This window comes from Bacillus sp. AY18-3 (assembly GCF_008042305.1).
Taxonomy (GTDB): domain Bacteria; phylum Bacillota; class Bacilli; order Bacillales; family Bacillaceae_G; genus Bacillus_A; species Bacillus_A wiedmannii.
Genome location: NZ_QKQR01000038.1, coordinates 10,211 through 29,636 on the forward strand (window position 1 = coordinate 10,211; position 19,426 = coordinate 29,636).

The 19,426-nt window shown below is 36.9% G+C and carries 7 protein-coding genes; 2 read left to right on the forward strand and 5 right to left on the reverse strand.

What is annotated here, in order from left to right; all coding sequences use genetic code 11:
• Positions 1–48: 48 nt before the first annotated feature.
• Positions 49–15,081, reverse strand: a complete 15,033-nt coding sequence (locus DM800_RS26135; RefSeq protein ID WP_147787948.1) for a DUF7507 domain-containing protein — start codon at positions 15,079–15,081, stop codon at positions 49–51.
• 122 nt (positions 15,082–15,203) lie between these two features.
• Between DM800_RS26135 and DM800_RS26140 the strand changes: the two genes are divergently transcribed.
• Positions 15,204–16,064, forward strand: a complete 861-nt coding sequence (locus tag DM800_RS26140; protein WP_088062746.1) for a GNAT family N-acetyltransferase — start codon at positions 15,204–15,206, stop codon at positions 16,062–16,064.
• 34 nt (positions 16,065–16,098) lie between these two features.
• Here the strand turns inward: DM800_RS26140 and DM800_RS26145 are convergent, their stop codons facing one another.
• Positions 16,099–16,659: a cysteine hydrolase family protein gene (locus DM800_RS26145; RefSeq protein WP_088062747.1), complete on the reverse strand. Its 561-nt coding sequence runs from the start codon at positions 16,657–16,659 to the stop codon at positions 16,099–16,101.
• A 182-nt stretch (positions 16,660–16,841) separates the two neighbouring features.
• Between DM800_RS26145 and DM800_RS26150 the strand changes: the two genes are divergently transcribed.
• On the forward strand, positions 16,842–17,102 hold the full coding sequence (locus tag DM800_RS26150) for a DUF6123 family protein (protein ID WP_001195212.1): 261 nt from the start codon (positions 16,842–16,844) through the stop codon (positions 17,100–17,102).
• A gap of 2 nt (positions 17,103–17,104) precedes the next feature.
• Here DM800_RS26150 and DM800_RS26155 read toward each other — a convergent pair whose 3' ends face one another.
• The 3 genes from DM800_RS26155 to DM800_RS26165 form a co-directional block, all read right to left on the reverse strand.
• Complete coding sequence (locus DM800_RS26155; RefSeq protein WP_048543452.1) at positions 17,105–18,010, reverse strand: DMT family transporter; 906 nt, start codon at positions 18,008–18,010, stop codon at positions 17,105–17,107.
• A 13-nt stretch (positions 18,011–18,023) separates the two neighbouring features.
• The gene (locus DM800_RS26160) at positions 18,024–18,410 is read right to left on the reverse strand and encodes a reverse transcriptase-like protein (protein ID WP_000573873.1); all 387 of its coding nucleotides are present in this window, start codon (positions 18,408–18,410) and stop codon (positions 18,024–18,026) included.
• Positions 18,411–18,480: 70 nt separating this feature from the next.
• Positions 18,481–19,353, reverse strand: coding sequence for an aldose 1-epimerase family protein (locus DM800_RS26165; RefSeq protein ID WP_147787949.1), 873 nt, complete (start codon positions 19,351–19,353; stop codon positions 18,481–18,483).
• Positions 19,354–19,426: the final 73 nt, after the last annotated feature.

A 19,426-nucleotide genomic window follows, 5' to 3' on the forward strand; every position in this document is an offset into this window, starting at 1 on the left:
GAGATTGTAATTTGGTTTCAACCAAACTACAATCTCTTTTTGTTTAAATTAACGCCACCAAATCCAAGTCCAAAAGTAATTTCGTATATTTCGAGGAGTAATGCGTATAAAACGTTCGCCGTCAAAGAAACAATTGAAATTTGGAAGTGTTTCATCAGGATTTTTTGGAATAAAAGTGACGATGTTTTCGTTGCTTGTAACGGTTACTGTAATTGGTGGATCGGTAGGCGAGACTTGAAGTTGTAAAGAAATATCCGCCGTGTTTTTGAATTCATTATTAACAGGTGGACTTATCACTTGTACTGTGAATAATACGATAATTGTTTCGTTTGGTTCCAAATTAGTAGCGACTAGGAAACCGATATTCGGATTCGCTAGTGGAGAGCGTTCGCTGTTAATAAAGACAGTACCGTTCATAAATTGTAAACCTGCTGGAATGGTATCTTGTAATGAAACATTTGAAAGTGAAATATCAGAAGTATTCGTAATACGCATCGTATAATCAAAATATTGGTTTAAATAAGCTGAGCTGACGGAAGCATCTTTCACTACTGTTGCAGTTATAAATTGAACTGGTATACGAACGATATTTGAATTGTCAATGAAAGTAATAATTGGATCCTGTGGTGTCAATTGGAAGGCGGCTGTGACGGAAGCAGAATTGATAATTGTGCTGTTTGAAGGGATAGACGTGACGAGAACTTTAAATGCTATCTTTGCTACGGAGCCAGCTGGTAAAGCACCGATATTCATACCAGTGTCTGGACGGACATTTAGAACAGGAGTGCCGTTAATGGTTACGCTGTTTTCTATAAATGTTGTACCAGTTGGAATGATATCTAAAATAGAAGTACTTATCGTAGGAATCGGGGAATGGTTCAATACCTCTAATGTGAATGTAATCATATCACCTATAACGGCAATAGATGTGTCGGCTGTTTTGTTAATACGAACCATAGGATCAACTACTGTTGTTGTAACGACATTTGTTTTCTTTGTAATTGTAATAGGTGGTTCATTCGGGTCAATGGTAACAGTATAGGAAACAGAAGCATCGTTATTAATTGCTGGTTGAAGAGTTGTAGGAGATATTGTTACTTGGAAAGTAATGATAGTAGATTCATTAGGAGTAAGGCTTCCTAATGTAATACCATTTTCAGGATTTTCATTAGGCTGATTGATTCCGTTAATCGTAACGCTGCCTGTAACGAAGGTTGTATCTACTGGTGCGGTGTCTATGGCAATAATATCTTCAATCGTTACATTACCACTATTCGTAATCGTAATTGTATACGTTACAGTTTGACTAGGTAAAGCATTCGTAGTATCAACAGACTTTATGGCAACGACATTATCATTTTGGACAGTTGTTGTGACGGTATTTGTTGTAGTCGTGTTTGTAACAGGTAAATTATTTGGATTGACTATATAGTTAAAAGTAGTAATGGCTTGGTTCGTCAATTCATTTGGTGTTGGGATAGAAGTCACGGTTACTTGGAATGAAGCGACAGCGTTTCCGCCGACAGTTATAGTATCAATTGGTATACCACTTACTGGATTAACTCCCGGAAGGGCTTCTCCGTTTACAATGACGCTATTTTCTATAAATGTAGTACCTTGAGGAATCATATCTTGAATGGTTACATTATTCGCTGCAACATTACCAGTTTGATTGAGTGTAATCGTATACGTTAACGTGTCACCGACTGTTGCAAATGCAAGGTCAACAGCTTTATTACTATTTAAATTTGCGTGATGAATTTCTGTTACGGCAGCTGATGAAATGATAGTTTCGGTAATAGGCGGCTGGTTTGGTATGGTGTATTGGTATTCGATTGTACTCGTGTTAGAGATTGGATTTGTTTGCGGAATCGAAGTAACCCGTACTTGAAATAGAATAGTTGCTGTCGTATTAGGCGGAATGTTATCAATTCGTATCCCGTTAAGTGGATTGTCACTTGGACGGGCGTTTCCATTCACAATAACACTATTATCTATAAAGCTCGTATTCGCCGGAATAATATCTGTAACGATAATGTTTTCAACTTGTATATTCCCATTGTTCGTGATGGAAATTGTGTAAGGGATAATCGTTTGTAGGTCAGCGTATTGGATAGGTGTTGTTTTTGTTGCAATTACATGAGCAGAAATAACTTCAGTGATAGTAATATTACTAGTCGATATTTGTTCTTCGCTATTAATTGTATAACGAGAAGTTGATTGATTTTGAATACGACCACTAGCTGGAAGAGCTACCACAGTAACGGAAAATGTGACTGGGATAGAAACGTTAGGAGCAATCGTTCCTACAAGTATACCAGTACTTGGATTCGCGTTAAGCTGAGGAATATTATTTACTAAAACGCTACCTTCTATAAAGGTTGTTCCGTCAGGTATATTGTCTGTAAATACAACAGTAGTAGCATCTGCATTTCCTATATTCGTTAAAGTTGTTGTATAAGTTAAAATGTCACCAATCGTTACAGAAGTTAAATCAACAGTTTTCAGTGAAACGATATCAGCATCATTAATTTGGACGAAAGTAGTATTGGAAGTAGTAGATTTTTGAATTGGTGCAAAGTCAGGATTGAAAATAAAGTCGTAGACGATGTTTGCAGTATTAGGCGTTGGATTTAAAGCTGGCAAATTCGTAACGGAAACTTGTAACGTTATTGTAGTCGCTTGCCCTGACGCAATATTAGGAATGAAAAAGCCGATATTCGGATCTGCTGCAGGAAGTACAGTGTTGTTAACTGTTACACTTCCCGGAATAAATACTGTTCCATCTTCTATAGTATCTGTAAAAAAGATGGAGTTAGTTGTAGTAGATCCGTTATTTTGAATGAATACTGTATATTCAATGGTGTCATCAATATTAGCTAATACTTTATTAGCAGATTTTGTAGCGATAAGAATCACATCAATAAATTGTATATTTTTAGTATTGGAAGAGGTTGTTTCTGAAATTGGTGGTGCGCTTTGTTCCGGTTTATATTCATAGTGTATAACAGCGATATTATTAATAGTATTTTGTGCAGGTATAGAGACTACATTTACTTGGAACGTAACAATAATCGTATTATTTGGAAGAATAATACCAAGATTGATACCGGTAATTGGATTTTCGTTAGGTCTTGGGATGCCGTCTACAAGGATGCTATTTGGAACGAATGTAGTGCCAGCAGCAATTGCGTCAATTAGGATAGTATTTGTAATAGGTACTGTACCAGCGTTTGTAACTGCGACTGTATATGTGATGATTTGACCGATACGTGTAATAGATCTGTTAGCAGATTTAATTGCACTAACATTTGCTGTCCGCACTTCAGTATTTACTGCATTTGATAATGATCTACGCTGAATAATCGGAGAACTAGGGTCAATTTGGTATTCATACGAAGTGTCTGAAATGTTAATGACTGTGTTGCCCACTGGTATATTTGTAAGTTGTACTTGGAATGAAATAGTGATTGTTTCATCTGGTTGTATCGTGCCAAGAGTTACTCCATTTTGAGGATTTGCACCAGGCTGAATCACATTATTTATTGATAAGCTATCTTCAATGAATATAGTACCTTCTGGAATGTTGTCAATGAACACCGTATTGTTCGCTGGAACAGTTCCTATATTTTGTAGTGTATTTGTGTAGGTAATATTTTGCCCAATGGCTACGAAAGTAACATCCGCCTGTTTAACAGAAATAATATTTGCATTTTGAAGTGATGTTGTAACGATATTAGAATTTGCAGAGCGATTCACTGGTGGAGCTGTAGGAATACTTACATATTGATAATTTACAGATGATTGATTTACAATTTCGGTTGCAGTTGGTGGATTATTTGTTTGTACTTGAAATAGTATTGTTTTGGAACTGTTTGGTGGAATCGTTCCAATTGGAATTCCGTTTTCTGGATTTACACCTGGTTGAAGTACACCGTTAATTGTGACACTGTCGGGAACGAATGTAGTCCCAGCTGGAATAGAATCTGTAAAAATAATATTTATTGCGTCAACGTTGCCGATATTTTTCACTTCAGAAATATAAAGTATAGTTCCGCCAATATCTACAGTTATTGGATTGGACGTTTTTGTAACTGTCAATTGTGCTTGCACGAAATTTGTAATGACAATATTACTTGTAGATGTTTCGGTAATAGGCGGTTGTCCTGGGTCTAGTTGAATTGTATATGTTGTATTAGATTGATTTGTAATCGATTGTTGCGAGAATGAATCGTTAATAAGAATTTGGAACGAAATAAGGTGAGTAGCGTTTGCTACTAGGTTAGGCAAAGTAACACCTGCATTTGGATTTGCACCAAGTATAGCTGTTCCGTTAAGTGTAAAACTATTTTCTACGAATGTAGTCCCTTCTGGAATCGTATCTGAAAATATGAGATTAGTAGCTGGAATATTTCCGGTATTTTCTAGTGTTATCGTATAGGTCAAAATGTCACCGGTTGTTGCTTGTTGTGCATTGACAGCTTTTAAAGAAAGAACATTCGCATCCGAAATTTGTGTGAAAGCTGGATTAGACGTAATTGTTCGAGAGATGATAGGAGCAGTTGGATCGGCGATAAAAGTATAGTCAATACGGGCTATATTAGAAATTGGATTCACGCTTGGAATGGATTGAACGATAACTTGGAATGTGACGGTGACGATTTCTGAAGGTGCAATGGCGTTTAAGGAGATTCCTACGTTTGGATCAGCACCCGGAGCTGAAACGCCATTTATGGTTACGCTATTTGGAATAAATGCAGTTCCTTCTGGGACCAAATCTGTTAAAGTAACTGTATTTGCAGTTGTATTTCCGTTATTTTGAACGACTACCGTGTAAGTGATTGTACCGTCAGTAGATTGTACGAGAGAATCTGTATTTTTAATTACAGATAGCGATGCATCAACGACAGCTATATTTACCGTATTAGATGAAGAGGTTGCTGTAACTGGAGGTTGACTTGGGTCGACAATATAAGTGTAACTTGTAAGTACTTGATTTATAATCGCTCCTTGTGGTGGAATAGAACTTGCAAGAAATTGGAACGTAATAGTAGCAGAATCACCTGGTGCGATAATACCAACTGGAATACCGAGAGTTGGACTTGCATCTGGAAGTGAAATCCCGTTAAGCGTGACACTATTTGGAACAAATAATGCACCTTCAGGAACTCCGTTAATGAGTAATACAGAATTTGCAGGGAAGTTTCCAGTATTCGTTAATGTTGCTGTATACGTAATGATATCTAAGGTAGATACGATTGTACGATTTGCTTCTAAAACAGTTGTAACAGTCGCGTTATTAATTTGTGTGGAAGCACTATTAGAAGTTATTGTGCTTGTAACAGGAGGAGAGGCCGGATCAACAATAAATTCGTATTGAATAGATGCAACGTTTGTAATTGGGTTCGAAGGTGGAGTAGATGTGACTATGACTTGGAAAGTGGCAGTTAAGGAACTACCCGCGTTAACGGTTCCAATATTCACTCCGTTATTTGGATTTGCACCTGGAATGGTACTTCCATTTACAGCAAAACTATTTTCAACAAAGGTCGTTCCTGCTGGAATCGGATCTGAGAAATTTACATTCGTAGCGTTTGTATTGCCACCATTTTGAATTAAAACTGTATAAGTGATCGTGTCGCCGATGTTTGCAAAGGCTGTATTAGTAGTTTTTACGGCTGAAAGTATTGTTGAATTAATAGAAGTAACGAAGACGTTCGTTTCCACATTGCCAGGCTGAGCCTGTAATGCATTTCCTACGTTATATTGGAAGTTTACAAATCCTAAGTTTTGGAGTTCAGGTGTGAACGTTGTTGGGTTGCTTACAATTTGAACTTGGAATAAGATTGTTACAGTTTGATTTGGAGTGATCGTATTTATGCCAACACCATCAATGATAGAAGCAGATGGTAATGGAGTGCCATCAACAATAACTGATCCTGCCACAAATTGTGTCCACGATGGTATCGGGTCTGAGAAAATAACGTTATTAGCCGGAATATTTCCTGTATTCGTAATCGTAGTTGTATACGTAATCGTATCACCAATCGTTGCAAAAGCTTTATCTGCAATTTTAATTGTGTTTAAAATTGCACTTTCGATTTTTGTGGAAACAGTAGTAGAAGTAATATTTTTTGAAACGGGAGGATTAGCTGGATTAACGATATGCTGGAAGCTAATGCTAGCTTGATTGGTAATTGGATTTATAGGTGGAATTTCATTGGCATTAATATGAAATGCTACGATGACAAACTGGTTTGGTGCGATATCTCCAATTGGAACGCCTGTCATTATGTCTGCATTTGGGATGGTAGTTCCGTTTAGTGTAAAACTATTCGGTTCAAAGGAAGTTCCGTCTGGAATTAGGTCGGTAAAAATAACATTCGTCGCACTAACATTGCCGCTATTTGTAATCGTAACTGAGTAGACAATATCTTGCCCAATATCTACTGTTTCCACATTTGAATTTTTTTGTGCAGTAAGGATAGCGCTATTAACTTGTGTTGTCGTTGTATTAGATTGATTGGAAGTCGAAATGAACGGCTGATCTGAATCAACAATATAACGGTAAGTGGTAAGAGCCGAATTAGAAATAGGATTGTTGATTGGGAGGGTTGAAACGATGGCTTGGAATGTGACAATTGATGTATTTCCACCATTAATTGAACCGATATTTACACCAGTAGATAAATCAGCGTTTGGAATGGTTTGCCCATTAACTGTGAAACTGTTTGGAACGAAACTTAAATTGCTATCAAGTATATCGATAACGGTAACATCAGTTGCAGCCACATTCCCAGTATTAGGAAGGTTAAGTGTAAATGTTATTGTATTACCAACATCCGCAAAAGTAAGATCTGCTGTTTTTGTGCTAATAATATTTGCGTTGTTTATTTGAAGAAGTGTCGTGTTGGAAGTAGCTGCACTCGATACTGGCGGATTCCCTGGATCAACAGTAAACTCATACGTCGTTGCTGCTGTATTTGGTGCAGGATTAATAGGTGGGATGCTGTTAACCGTAACTTGAAATACGATACTATATATTTCATTTGGTGGAAGTGTTGCAAGTACTACACCTGTATTTGGATTCGCATTTGGTTGTAAAACGCCATCGACTGTTAATGTGTTAGGAACAAATGTGAGTCCACTTGGTAATGCATCTGTAAATACAATATTAGTGGCATCCGTATTTCCTATATTCGAAATAGACGTAGTATAAAAAGCAGTTTGCCCGATATCTGCAAAGGAGACACTTTCATTTTTCGTCATGGATAATATAGCTTCTTTAATTTGCGTTGAAACGGGATTACTAATTGAAGTTTCTGGATCAGGCGGTGAGACTAATTGATACGATGTTGATGAGAAATTTACAATTTGGTTCTCGGTTGGTAATGACGCCACGTTTACTTGGAATGAAACAGTTACTGTAGACCCAGCTGTTATAGGCCCAATATTTACTCCGTTCGATGGGTCCGCACCACTTTGAGAAACCCCGTTAATAGAAAATGAGTTTGCAATAAATGTAGTTCCGCTCGGCATTGTATCTGAGAAAATAACATTTTGTGCAGATGAGTTTCCATTGTTTGTTAAAGTAACAGTATAGGTGAGTGTGTCTCCAATACGACTAAAGGATTTATCGACTTGTTTTAATGAAAGAATGATAGCTGTGTTAATTGTAGTGAACACTGTGTTTGAAGTAACATTCCTTGAAACAATAGGGGCATTAGGGTCAGTGATAAATGTGTAAGAAGCACTAGCCGAATTGGCAATAGGATTTTGAACAGGAGTAGAAGTAGCGGTAACTTGAAATGCTATTGCTATTGAGCTGTTAGGAGCAATTGATCCAATTGTAATACCTGTATTAGGATTAAGACCAATTTGTGTGATGCCATTTATTGTGACACTATCCAAAACGAACGTTGTACCGTCTGGAATAAGGTCAGTGAACGTAATATTCGTAGCATTTGTATTCCCACTATTCGTTAAAAGTGTCGTATAGGTAATAGTATCACCTAGTGTTACAAGTGTTTGATCAACTGATTTAATCATCGTTATCATAGCATCTAGTACAGGGTTTGTAACGCTGTTCGTTGAAGTAGAAGTAGTAACAGGAGCTGCGCTTGGATCAACGGTATAAGAGTATAAAATTGTATCGTTATCCATAATTGAACTTGAAGGGGGAATAGAAATAACAGTTACTTGGAAAGTAACGGTTACTGTTTCGCCAGGAGCGATATTGGGTATATTGACTCCAAGTGCTGGCCGTGCACCAAGTTGCTGCATACCATTGATTGTGACCGAATTTGGTATAAATGTAGTGTTGGCTGGAATAGCGCTTGTGAAAGTAATATTCGTTGCTGCAGTATTTCCTGTATTTGTAATAGTAGTTGTATACGTAATCGTATCTCCGACAGAAAGAATGGATTTATCAGCACTTTTTGTAGTAGTTAATATAGCACTATTAATAGTTGTCGAAACAGTATTAGATATATTCGTTTGTGATACGGCAGGTTGGCTAGGATCGACCACATGTGAATACTGTACAGAACTAAAATTTGAAATTGGATTTATACTTGGAATGTTTGTTACAAGTACGTTTATCGTAATAGCAATTGTACTGCCAGGATTTATATTTCCAACTTGAATTCCGTTAGCGGGGTTTCCAATTTGCTGAGCACCAGAATCATTTACAAGAGTACCAGATATAAATGTCGCTCCATCAGGCAAAATATCCGTGAAAAGTATATTTTGTGAAGTGACATTTCCAGGGTTGCTTAATGAAATTGTATAGGAAAGTGTATCCCCGATCTTTGCAAAAGTTTTATCTACAGATTTAATTGCCAAAATTTCTCCGGAATTTATTTGTGTTGAAACCGGATTAGATGTTGTACTTCGTGAAACGAGTGGTAAATTAGGCACTGTCATAAATTGATAATTAATAGAAGCTCCGTTTACAACGGGTGAGTTTGGTCCCCCAGGTCCGATTGTAAAAATAGGATTTGGGATGCTAACTACTTGCACACGAAAGGTGACGTTTATAAAATCTCCTGCAATAATATCCCCAATTGGTATCCCGTTCGCCGGATTTACTCCAGGTAATAAAACCCCACCTACTCGAACGCTGTCTTCTATAAATACTGTATTATTTGGAATCGGATCTGTAAAAGTGATATTAGTAGCAGTTGTGTTTCCTATATTCTCCAATAAAACTGTATAAGTTAAAAATGAATTTCCGGGTGCGATGTCAGAAAATAGACGATCGACACTTTTTGTTGCTTGAATAATTGCTTCGTTAATTTGCACTAAAGTTGGATTACTTGTAGCTGTTTCTGTCACTGGCGGCTGGGTAGGATCCACAATGATAGAATATGTCGTACTGGATTGATTCAACGTAGGATTTGTAGCTGGTATTGAGCCAACGATAGCTTGAAAGCTAATTGTTGTTGTTCCTCCAACTGGAATGGGGTCTAAAGAAATCCCGCTATCTGGTCTAAATCCAAGTTGTGGGATGGTATTAATTTGTAAGCTATCAGGAACGAATGAAAGTTCAGGTGGTAATATATCGATAAAAACAGGTGTGTTTGCGGTAGTATTTCCGCTATTAGTGAGAGTAGTTGTATACGTAATTGTATCTCCGACAGCAGCAAATGCACTGCTTGCAGTTTTTGTTGCGATTACGGAGGCTGTATTTACTTGTGTAAAAGTTTTATTGGATTGAACGGTTCGTGAAACAGGCGGTTCATTTATATGAACAATAAAGCTATATTGAAGCGATGATCTGTTAGGAATTGGATTCGGATTTGGGATCGTTGTAATGTTTACTTGAAAGCTGAGTATAACTGATGCATTTGAATTTATGTTACCAATATTGATACCGTTTTGTGGATTAGCATTAGGAATAGTTATTCCATTTACTGTAAAACTATTTGGGATAAACGTCGTACCATCTGGAATTAAATCTGTAAAAATAACATTGTTTGCGGTAGTGTTCCCGGAATTAATAATGGTAGAAGTGAAAGTGAGTGTATCTCCAATAGTAGCGAATGTTGAATTGACAGTTTTATTTATAAATAGAGTAGCATCAATAATTGGAGTAACCGTCGTATTCGTAATTGTACTACCAACAGCAGGTGATTGGTTTGGATTCACGTTATATTCATAATTTACAAGAGCATTATTTGTTAATGTGCCACTAGGTGGTATCGCTAAAATTTGTGCTTGAAAAGTAATGAATATAGTATCTCCGGGAGGAATATCTGCTAAGTGAATACCAAGTGATGGGTCTAATCCTGGCTGTGGAACATTATTAATAGTTACAGAATTCTGGATAAATGAAGCCCCTGCGCCAAGTCCATTCGTTAAAACAGTTGCACTAGCGGGAATATTTCCTGTGTTCGTAACTGCAATCGTATAGGTAACGATATCTCCAATTGCAGCAGTCGGTGTGTTCACTGATTTCGTAGCGATGATTGTAGCGTTATTAATTTGAGTTGTTATTACGTTACTTAACGCATTGGAGGATGTTGGAGGTAAGTTAGGATTTACGAAATATTGGTACGTTGTGTTACTTTGGTTCGGGATAGGGTTCGGATTCGGAATGGAATTTACTTGCACTTGGAACGAGATGGTCGTATTTGCATTAGGATTTATCGGATCAATTGCTATGCCATTTGCTGGATTTACATTAGAGAGCGTAGTACCATTTACTGTTACGCTATTTGGAATAAAAGATGTCCCGCTTGGAATGGTATCTGTAAATACTATACTTGATGCAAGTGTGTTCCCATTATTTGTTAAAGTAGTCGTATACGTAATAATATCATTTACGTTCGCAAACTGTTTATCAGCAGATTTTGCAGAGGTAATCGTAGCGTTATTAATAGCTGTTTGTACAGTGTTAGAAGCAACCATCTGCATGATGGCTGGTTTGGATGGATCGTACGTGTATTGGAATGTAGTGCCTGATTGATTCGTAATTGGATTTACAGCAGGAATAGTTGGTACAAAAACTTGGAATGAAACGGTACGTGATGAATTTGCCCCAATCGTACCGATCAAAATGCCGTTAGCAGGATTTGCATTTGCTATAGGGACACCGTTAATCGTTACAGTATTAGGAAGAAAGATGGTACCATCTGGAATGATATCTGTAAACGTTACATTAGTGGCAGGGATATTGCCGTTATTCGTTAAAATTGTTGCATAAGTTATGACATCGCCAACATCAGCGAAATTTGTACTTGTTAGTTTCGTAGCAACAAGATTTGCGGTGTTAATTTGTGTCGTTACGATATTGCTAGTGGCATTTCTAACAACAGCAGGTAAATTTGGATCTGCGATAAAGCTATATTGTAGTGCAGCACTATTTTGAACTGGATTTGGTGAAGGTAAACTATTTGCACTAATTTGAAAAACAATGGTTGTAATTCCACCTGTGGGAATTGTTCCAACTTGAAGACCAACACTTGGATCAGCACCTAGCTGTAAAGCGCCGCCTATAAAAATACTATTTGGTACAAGAGTCGTACCAGGAGGGAGTATGTCGGTAACAACTACATTATTCGCTGGAGTATTCCCAAGGTTCGCTAAGGCAATTGTATATGTGATTGGTTGCCCAACATCAGCAATAGTTAAATCTACCTGTTTGACAATAACTACATTTGCTAAATTAATTTGTGTGCTTACAGTGTTACTTAAAGAGGTTTCTATAGTTGGTGGATCGCCTGGATTTAGAATAAAGCTATACTGTGTACTAGATGAATTTGTTGTTGGATTTTGTGTAGGTAAAGCAGTGACGGTTACTTGATAAGAAACAGTAATTTCACCGTTAGCAGGAATGGAAGGTAACGGAACACCGGCGTTTGGATCAGCGTTATTTTGGAGTACACTATTAATAAGGAAAGTGTTTGGAATAAAGGTAGTACCGTCTGGATTCGTATCAACGAAAGTAGGGCTATCAGCAGTAACACTTCCTGCATTCGTTAAAAGAATAGTATAAGTTAATACATCCCCAACAGTAGCAAATGCCCGATCCACTGTTTTTGCTGAAATGACATTTGCATCGTTTACTTGAGTAAATGTAGTGGTTGAAGTAGTGTTCTTACTTACAGGTGAAGCGTTTGGATCCACGATAAAGTTATAGGAAATAGAAGCGCTATTTGAAATAGGATTTGGATTTGGGATGCTAGTTATTAATACTTGGAATGAAGCTGTAATTGTAGTATTTGCATTGATGCTACCAATATTGATGCTAGCTGGTGTAACACCTGGCTGAGCAACATTGTTAATTGTAACACTGTTTGGTACAAAGGCAGTACCATTCGCAATTGAATCGGATAGTACTACATTGTTCGCCGCAACATTTCCATCGTTTGTAAGAGAAAAGGTATAAGTTAATACATCTCCAACTTCCGCAAATGTTTTATCTACAGACTTCGTAGCTTGAAGGTTTGCTAGTCTAATTGTTGATGTAACAGAATTAGAATTTGCTGTTTTTGAAGTTGGTGGCAGACTTGGATTAACAGTATATAGATAAGAAGCGAAAGCATTATTAATGATAGGATTTTGGGCGGTAATATTAATAACTGTTACTTGGAAAGAAAGAGTAAAAGTAGCTCCGCCAGGAATTGTTCCGATAGGTAAAGCGACGAGAGAATCTACATTTTGCAAAACTCCGTTTAGTGTTACAGTACCAGGAGTCAATATCGTTCCATTTGGAAGTGGATCTGTTAGTTGCACGTTAGTTGCAGCTGTATTTCCACTGTTTGTAATGAGGATTGTATAACTTATCGTTTCGCCAATTGTGGCAAATTGTTTGTTTGTTGATTTTGTTAATGTTAAATTCGCGTTGTTAATTTGAGTGGAAACAAGATTAGAAGAGATACTTTTTGTAACGGGTGATTGGCTAGGATTGACGGTATATTGATAAGAAGCGCTGGATCCATTAGAAACGACATTTGACGCGGGTATTGTGTTTACTACTACTTGAAACGAAACATTTTTTGTTGAGCCAGTTGTGATCGATCCAATGTTCACACCGTTAGTGGGATTTGCGCCCACTTGCGTCGTGCCATCTATTGTTAAACTGTTTAGAACAAAAGTGGTGCCAGTGGGAATGATATCTGTAAAAATAACGTTATTCGCATTCGTATTACCTGTACCTGTAAAGGCAACAGTGTAAGTTAGTGTATCGCCAATATCTGCATAGTTTTTATCTACTGCTTTTGCCATAGTTACAGTAGCGTTATTCACTTGAGTAGATACGATATTGGTCGTATCAGTCCCACTTACTGCTGGTTGATTTGGTACAGGAATGTATTGATATGTTGTTGAGCCACTATTTAATATTGGATTTGTTTGCGGGATAGAAGGAACGAATACTTGAAATGAAACAGTAGTCGTAGAATTAGCAGCAATGGTTCCAATGGATATACCATTAGCGGGATTCGCTCCAGCTTGAGTAACGCCGTTAACAGTTACACTCCCTGGAATGAAAGTTGTCCCGCTAGGAATCGGATCCGTATATATAACGTTCGTTGCCGCGATATTTCCTATATTAGCTAAGGCAATACTGTATGTTAACGTTTCTCCAATATCAGTAAAAAGTTTGTTAACTGATTTTGTACCATTAATATCTGCAAGATTAATTTGTGTTCCTGCAGAGTTGCTTGTTGCAAGACCGTTAAAAGTTGTTCCACCGGCAATTGGTGTATATTGAAATGTAATATTCGCAGTGTTAGAAATTGGATTCTGATTTGGAAGGGAAACGACAGTTGCTTGGAAAGTTACTGTACGAGAAGCGTTATTATTAATGGTTCCAAGAGATATACCAGCAGCCGGGTTTGCATTTGTTTGTGGTATGCTATCTACCGTTACAGTGCCAGGTATAAAGGAAGTGCCGTTAGGAAGACTGTCTATAAAAATAACGTTATTGGCGGGAAGAAGCCCGGTATTAGGGATAGTAACGGTATAAGTGAGAACATCTCCAATTGCAGCGACACTTTTATTCACATTTTTCGTTGCTTGTATGTTAGGCGAGTTTATATTAATTTGTAATCCGACTGTATTTAACATATATGCATCTCCGTTAGTAGTTAAACGGATTGCGGCAGACACTTGGGAATTTGTTAAATAAGGAGAAATATCAATAGAAGTAATGTCCCAGCCTTGCCTTCCTGCGGAGATATTTGTACTTGTAGAAGCACTTTGATTTCGTGTTCCAAATGTCCCAGTTGTATCTAAATTTCCAGCAGCATTATTCACTTGAGAACCGAAGAAATTATTTACAGCATTATTTGGCCCGGATAATGCATTTAATGAACTGAAATTTGGTCCAAATAATGCTTGATCCCCAGTTAAATCAGCATCCCCTTCAGTAGAACTTATAAATAATCTCCCGCTTACAGGTCCTCCGGCAGGTGTTAAAAACCCTGAGACAGATACATCTGCACTACCAGTTTCTACAGAAACACGGTTACCAGCTACGTAAATTGTTAAATTTCTTGCGGGTAAGGAACCGTTTTGATAAGCGACAATGAGCGTCCATCCAGAAGAATTGATAGCTCCGTTAGAAGCATCTAAAGGATCAACAAGTCCAGGGACAGAACCGGTTGTATAAGAGCCAGATCCTCCAGCTTGAACGAGGGATGTTACATCTGCAGAACGTGTATAAAATCCAAATGTGACAGATCCGGAAACGAATGTTTGATTTGAAGCTGTAACAGCTGAAGGGGTAATCGAGTATGTTGAAACAGGTGTTGTAAAAGAAACCGGGTTTCCTAATACACTCGTAATGTTTTGATCACGAGATAAGTAGTTTCCACCCCAAACGAGTTCTGCGTAAAGAATAGTACTACCAGCAGGGATATTTAAAATAGCGGTAGAACTATTTTGTGTATAACTTAATGTTGTACCAGCAGGAAAACTCGGTACTTGTAAAGCGGTATTTGTAGTTATAAATGCACCAATTGCCCCGATTGTACCAGCCCGGTTTTGATTACTAATTTTACTTAAGCCTAAAGTATTACCTGTAATCGCGAGTGCGCCGTTAGTGGTGGTAGAAAATCGATTCGTAATGGGCATGTTGTCACCTCATTTATAATATAGTCTTGGTCAAAATAGGATATGTGTGTGACAAATAAAGGGAAACATGTACAAGTTGATTTAATAATGATGATTTAAATGTCTAGAGAAGGGGATGAAGTATGCTTGAATTGGAAATTAAGGTGGAGCGTCTTAGGGACGAACAAATAGGCGATATTGTAGCATTATCTTCTTATATTGGGTGGGATTATAATAAAGAAGAAATTGAGACTATTTTTGATTCAGGTATTATATACGGTGTGTGGAATAAGAGAAAGGAACTTATTGCTAGCGCGGCAATTATATTATATGGGGAGAAATTAGCGTCTATCGGAATGGTCATTGTACATCCGAAATATGAGGGGAATGGGATTGGAAAGGCGATAACGAATTCATGCATTAAGAGCGTATCGGCTCAAACTCCAATTATGCTTATTGCTACGGATGAAGGAAAGCCGTTATATGAAAAATTAGGATTTAGGGCAGTAAGCTATGTTTCTAAATACATATGTAACTCGTACAATGTGAATGATTATTGTGTAGGAAATGAAGATTATATGATGAATTATGAAGAGTGTGATTTAGAAAAAATAATAAAATTAGATGAAAATGCGTTTGGAACAAATAGAAAAGCATTTTTAACGAAAAGAATTATACAAAGTGAACAGTGCATCGTTGTAAAGGACAACAACCAAAATGTATTAGGTTACGGTTTAAGTATACAAACACCAGAAAATAAAATAATAGGTCCAGTCGTTGCGAAAAATGATGCGATGGCAATGAGAATTGTGCATGATTTAGCAAGAGAGCATCATGGTAAATTAAGAATTGATGTATCAGAAGGAAAGAAAGGTTTCATGAAAGAATTAGAGATTACTGGTTTTCAAAAGGTTAATACACCTCCAATTATGATGAGAAATAGTGATCAATTTTTGAAAAGAAATGGGGAACTATACAGTATTGCAGCGCAAATTTTTGGATAAAAAAGAATCCTTCTAAATGAAGGATTCTTTTTTATTAATCACGATATTGGTCGTGAGTTGGTTGGAAGAGGTCTTCCTCGATATCTCTCACCATAGAAAAATGATCCACATTATAATGACCGTGTAGAACTTTAGTATGGTGCTCGATAATTTGTTCTGCAGATAACACGTTAGAATCAGTTGTGGAATGACCGTTTTTAATTAATGTAACATCAAATCCTTGTACAGTAGCTGTTCTAACTGCGGTGTCGATGCAATGTTCTGTTTTACATCCACCGATAACGATATGATTAATTTTTTCTTCTTTTAAAAGTTCAAGTAGAGAAGTGCCATAGAATGCGTTTGTTGCTGCTTTATTAATAAGGATTGCAGACTGAGGTACTTTGATTTCATTATGTACTTCAAATCCTTCTCCGCTACCAGAAGCAACATCGATATCTCTTACGAAAACAATAAGGGCATTTGCATGTATTGCTTTTTGTACGGCTGTATTTAGTGTAGATAATAACTCTTTTTTGCGAAAAACTTCTTTTTCTTGTTCATTCCCATCCATTAATTCTTGCTGCGCATCGATAATTAATAGTGCTTGTTTCATCGTGTCTCCCCTTTAATATGAAATAAGTTCCACTATACATATTCATTCATATTGCAAGGAAATCCTTTATTGTCTATGCAGTAGACGATAGATTTACAAAGTTGTCAAAGAAATTTCATTCTCATAGCGTGTAAAAACATGTATGATAAGAAGTGGAGAATTTTTGAGTAGGTGGGAATATCATGCAAACAGTAGAAGATTATCTTTCATTCTTACATACGAAAGGATTTAAACTATCAGAGGAAGCACAAGGGTTTATTATGTTTGGACAAGGATATACTGGTGCATCTGATGGAATTGTGAACGCAGCAATAGAAGCGACAATTAAACATCAATTACAGTTTGATGGGAGTTATTTTGTTGCGTTATTAGAACGTTTGAAAGAAGAAGAAATTACCGATAAAAAAAGCGCTAAGGCTTTTATGCGGAAGTTACAAGCGTAACTTCACGCAGCCTGCGCTTCTTTTTTTGTTTTGGAAGGTAATTCAACAAAAACCATGCCTAGGAAAATACATAGGCATCCGATAATAGCAGAAATAGAAAGTTGTTCGTTTGCAACGAGAACGCCTGTTAATGCAGCAAAAACAGGCTCCATTGCGAAAATAATTGCTACTCTCGTTGGAGACGTATGTTTTTGTGCTGATGTTTGAATAAAAAAAGCAATGGATGTCGCAAATAGGGAAGTTAGAAATAGAGCGAATAAAAAGGAAGAATTCGTCCATAGTGCTACTGAAAATAATTTTTCCCAATCTTCAAACAAAAAGGCGCAAATAGAAGAAAACATACCGACAGCTAATACTTGCGACGTGCTTAATAATAAAGGTGATATTTTCTTAGAGAAGAAGCCGTTAACAAGAATATGGGCAGCGAAAGCAACTGCACAACCGAGAACGAGTATATCTCCAATGTTTAATTGAAAAGAATCACCAGCAGTTAATAAGTATAAACCTGCTGTTGCTACAGCAATGCCCATTACGATAAAAATGGTAGCTTTTTGTTTTAAAAAGATAAAAGACAAAATTGGTACCATAACGATACTAAGACCTGTTAAGAAACCAGCTTTTGAAGAAGTTGTATAAAGTAAGCCGAATGTTTGTAATACATAGCCAACGCATAAAAAAAATCCAACGATTAATCCAGCGAGACTACTCTGTTTTATATCTTGTTTTGAAGATTTTTTTGAGAAAATCATTTGAACGAATAATAAAATAATTCCAGCGAATAAAAAGCGAATACCATTAAAAGTAAATGGACCAACGAAAGACATAGCATTTTGAACGACAACAAATGTAGCTCCCCAAATAAAAGAGACAAATAATAAAGCAAGAGGAGCAACCCAATCTTTTTTCACACTCATACCCCCGTTAATTTTGTAAGATAGCTTTTCTAGCTAACTCATCAGCAACTTTATTTTGACTACTTGGAATCCACTTAATAAAAAAGAGATCGAAACTTTTTATGTACTGTAATGCTTCTTCTAATAGTGGTGCAAACATTTTATTTTTTGCGTATTCTTTTTCGACAGCTCGCTCGACAAGTTGCGAATCTGTACGAAAAGAGACAATGTTATAATTATGCTCCGTGCAATATTTTAATGCCGCAAGTAAAGCGTGGTATTCTGCTTCATGATTGGACATTGTCCCAAGGGGCAATGATAATTGTACAGCTGGTTGCACCCCTTTAATAAACACTCCAGCACCAGAAGGACCAGGATTTCCTTTTGATGCACCATCAATATATACTTCAATCAAAATGAGAAACCTCCAAATTATAAGATGATCCCCTACTTATATGTTTCTTTGAAGTAGGGGATAGAGTAACTTAGCCGATTGTAATACTATAACGACATGTAAATGTTTCATTCGCTTGTAAAGATTGAATTCCTTTTTTTTCCTTGAAATCTTTTGCTGGATTTACTTCATCAGCAATACCGTACCAAGGTTCAATACATAAGAAAGGTGCGTTCTCACCTGGTGTCCATACGCCAACAAATGGGAAGCCATCAAATTCTACTTTTACAAATTTATTATGTTTATGAGAACGAATAGAGATTTCATCCGTATTCATATTTTCAAAAATAAGCGCATCATTTTTGAATAAATCGTATGTAAGTGGTAATTCATTCGTATTTTCAGCGATTAATTGTTTTTTACTTGAAAGGTAAGGTCCTTCTAATACGCTTGTTTCTAAGCGTTCAGAACCATTAAATGATAAATGATAATCTGTAAATGATTCGCCCTCTAATAAGGGGAAGTTGAAACCAGGATGTGCTCCGATTGAGAAGAACATCTCTTTTGAAGTAGGGTTATTTACTTCATATGTTACATGAACGATTTGTCCGTCTAGCTCATAAGAAACGAGTAATTCGAATTGGTATGGGTATTTTTTTAATGTTTCTTCATTACTAGTTACAATATAAGTGATTTTCGTTTCACTTTGTTCTTGTACAGAGAATGTAAGATCACGAGCAAAGCCGTGTTGTGTTAAAGAATATGGTTTACCATCTACGTAGTATGTATTATCTACTAATCGGCCGACAATTGGGAATAAAATTGGTGCGCGGCGCCCCCAATAAGAAGAATCGCCTTGCCATAAGTATTCAGTGTTATCTTCTTTTAAGCGAACGCTTTGTAATTCTGCACCTTTGTCAGAAATGGAAACGACCACTTTTTCATTTTGAATTGTTGCTGTCATGAAGCGAAACCTCCTAAAACTTTCATATGTTTTATTATACGTTGTCTAAAAGAAAAAAGGTAGTTAATGATAG

What these genes read in the sequence shown, in the direction of transcription:
- DM800_RS26135 (WP_147787948.1), bottom strand. Translation starts at nt 15,081, where the DNA reads ATGCCCATTACGAATCGATTTTCTACCACCACTAACGGCGCACTCGCG.
- DM800_RS26140 (WP_088062746.1), top strand. Translation starts at nt 15,204, where the DNA reads ATGCTTGAATTGGAAATTAAGGTGGAGCGTCTTAGGGACGAACAAATA.
- DM800_RS26145 (WP_088062747.1), bottom strand. Translation starts at nt 16,659, where the DNA reads ATGAAACAAGCACTATTAATTATCGATGCGCAGCAAGAATTAATGGAT.
- DM800_RS26150 (WP_001195212.1), top strand. Translation starts at nt 16,842, where the DNA reads ATGCAAACAGTAGAAGATTATCTTTCATTCTTACATACGAAAGGATTT.
- DM800_RS26165 (WP_147787949.1), bottom strand. Translation starts at nt 19,353, where the DNA reads ATGACAGCAACAATTCAAAATGAAAAAGTGGTCGTTTCCATTTCTGAC.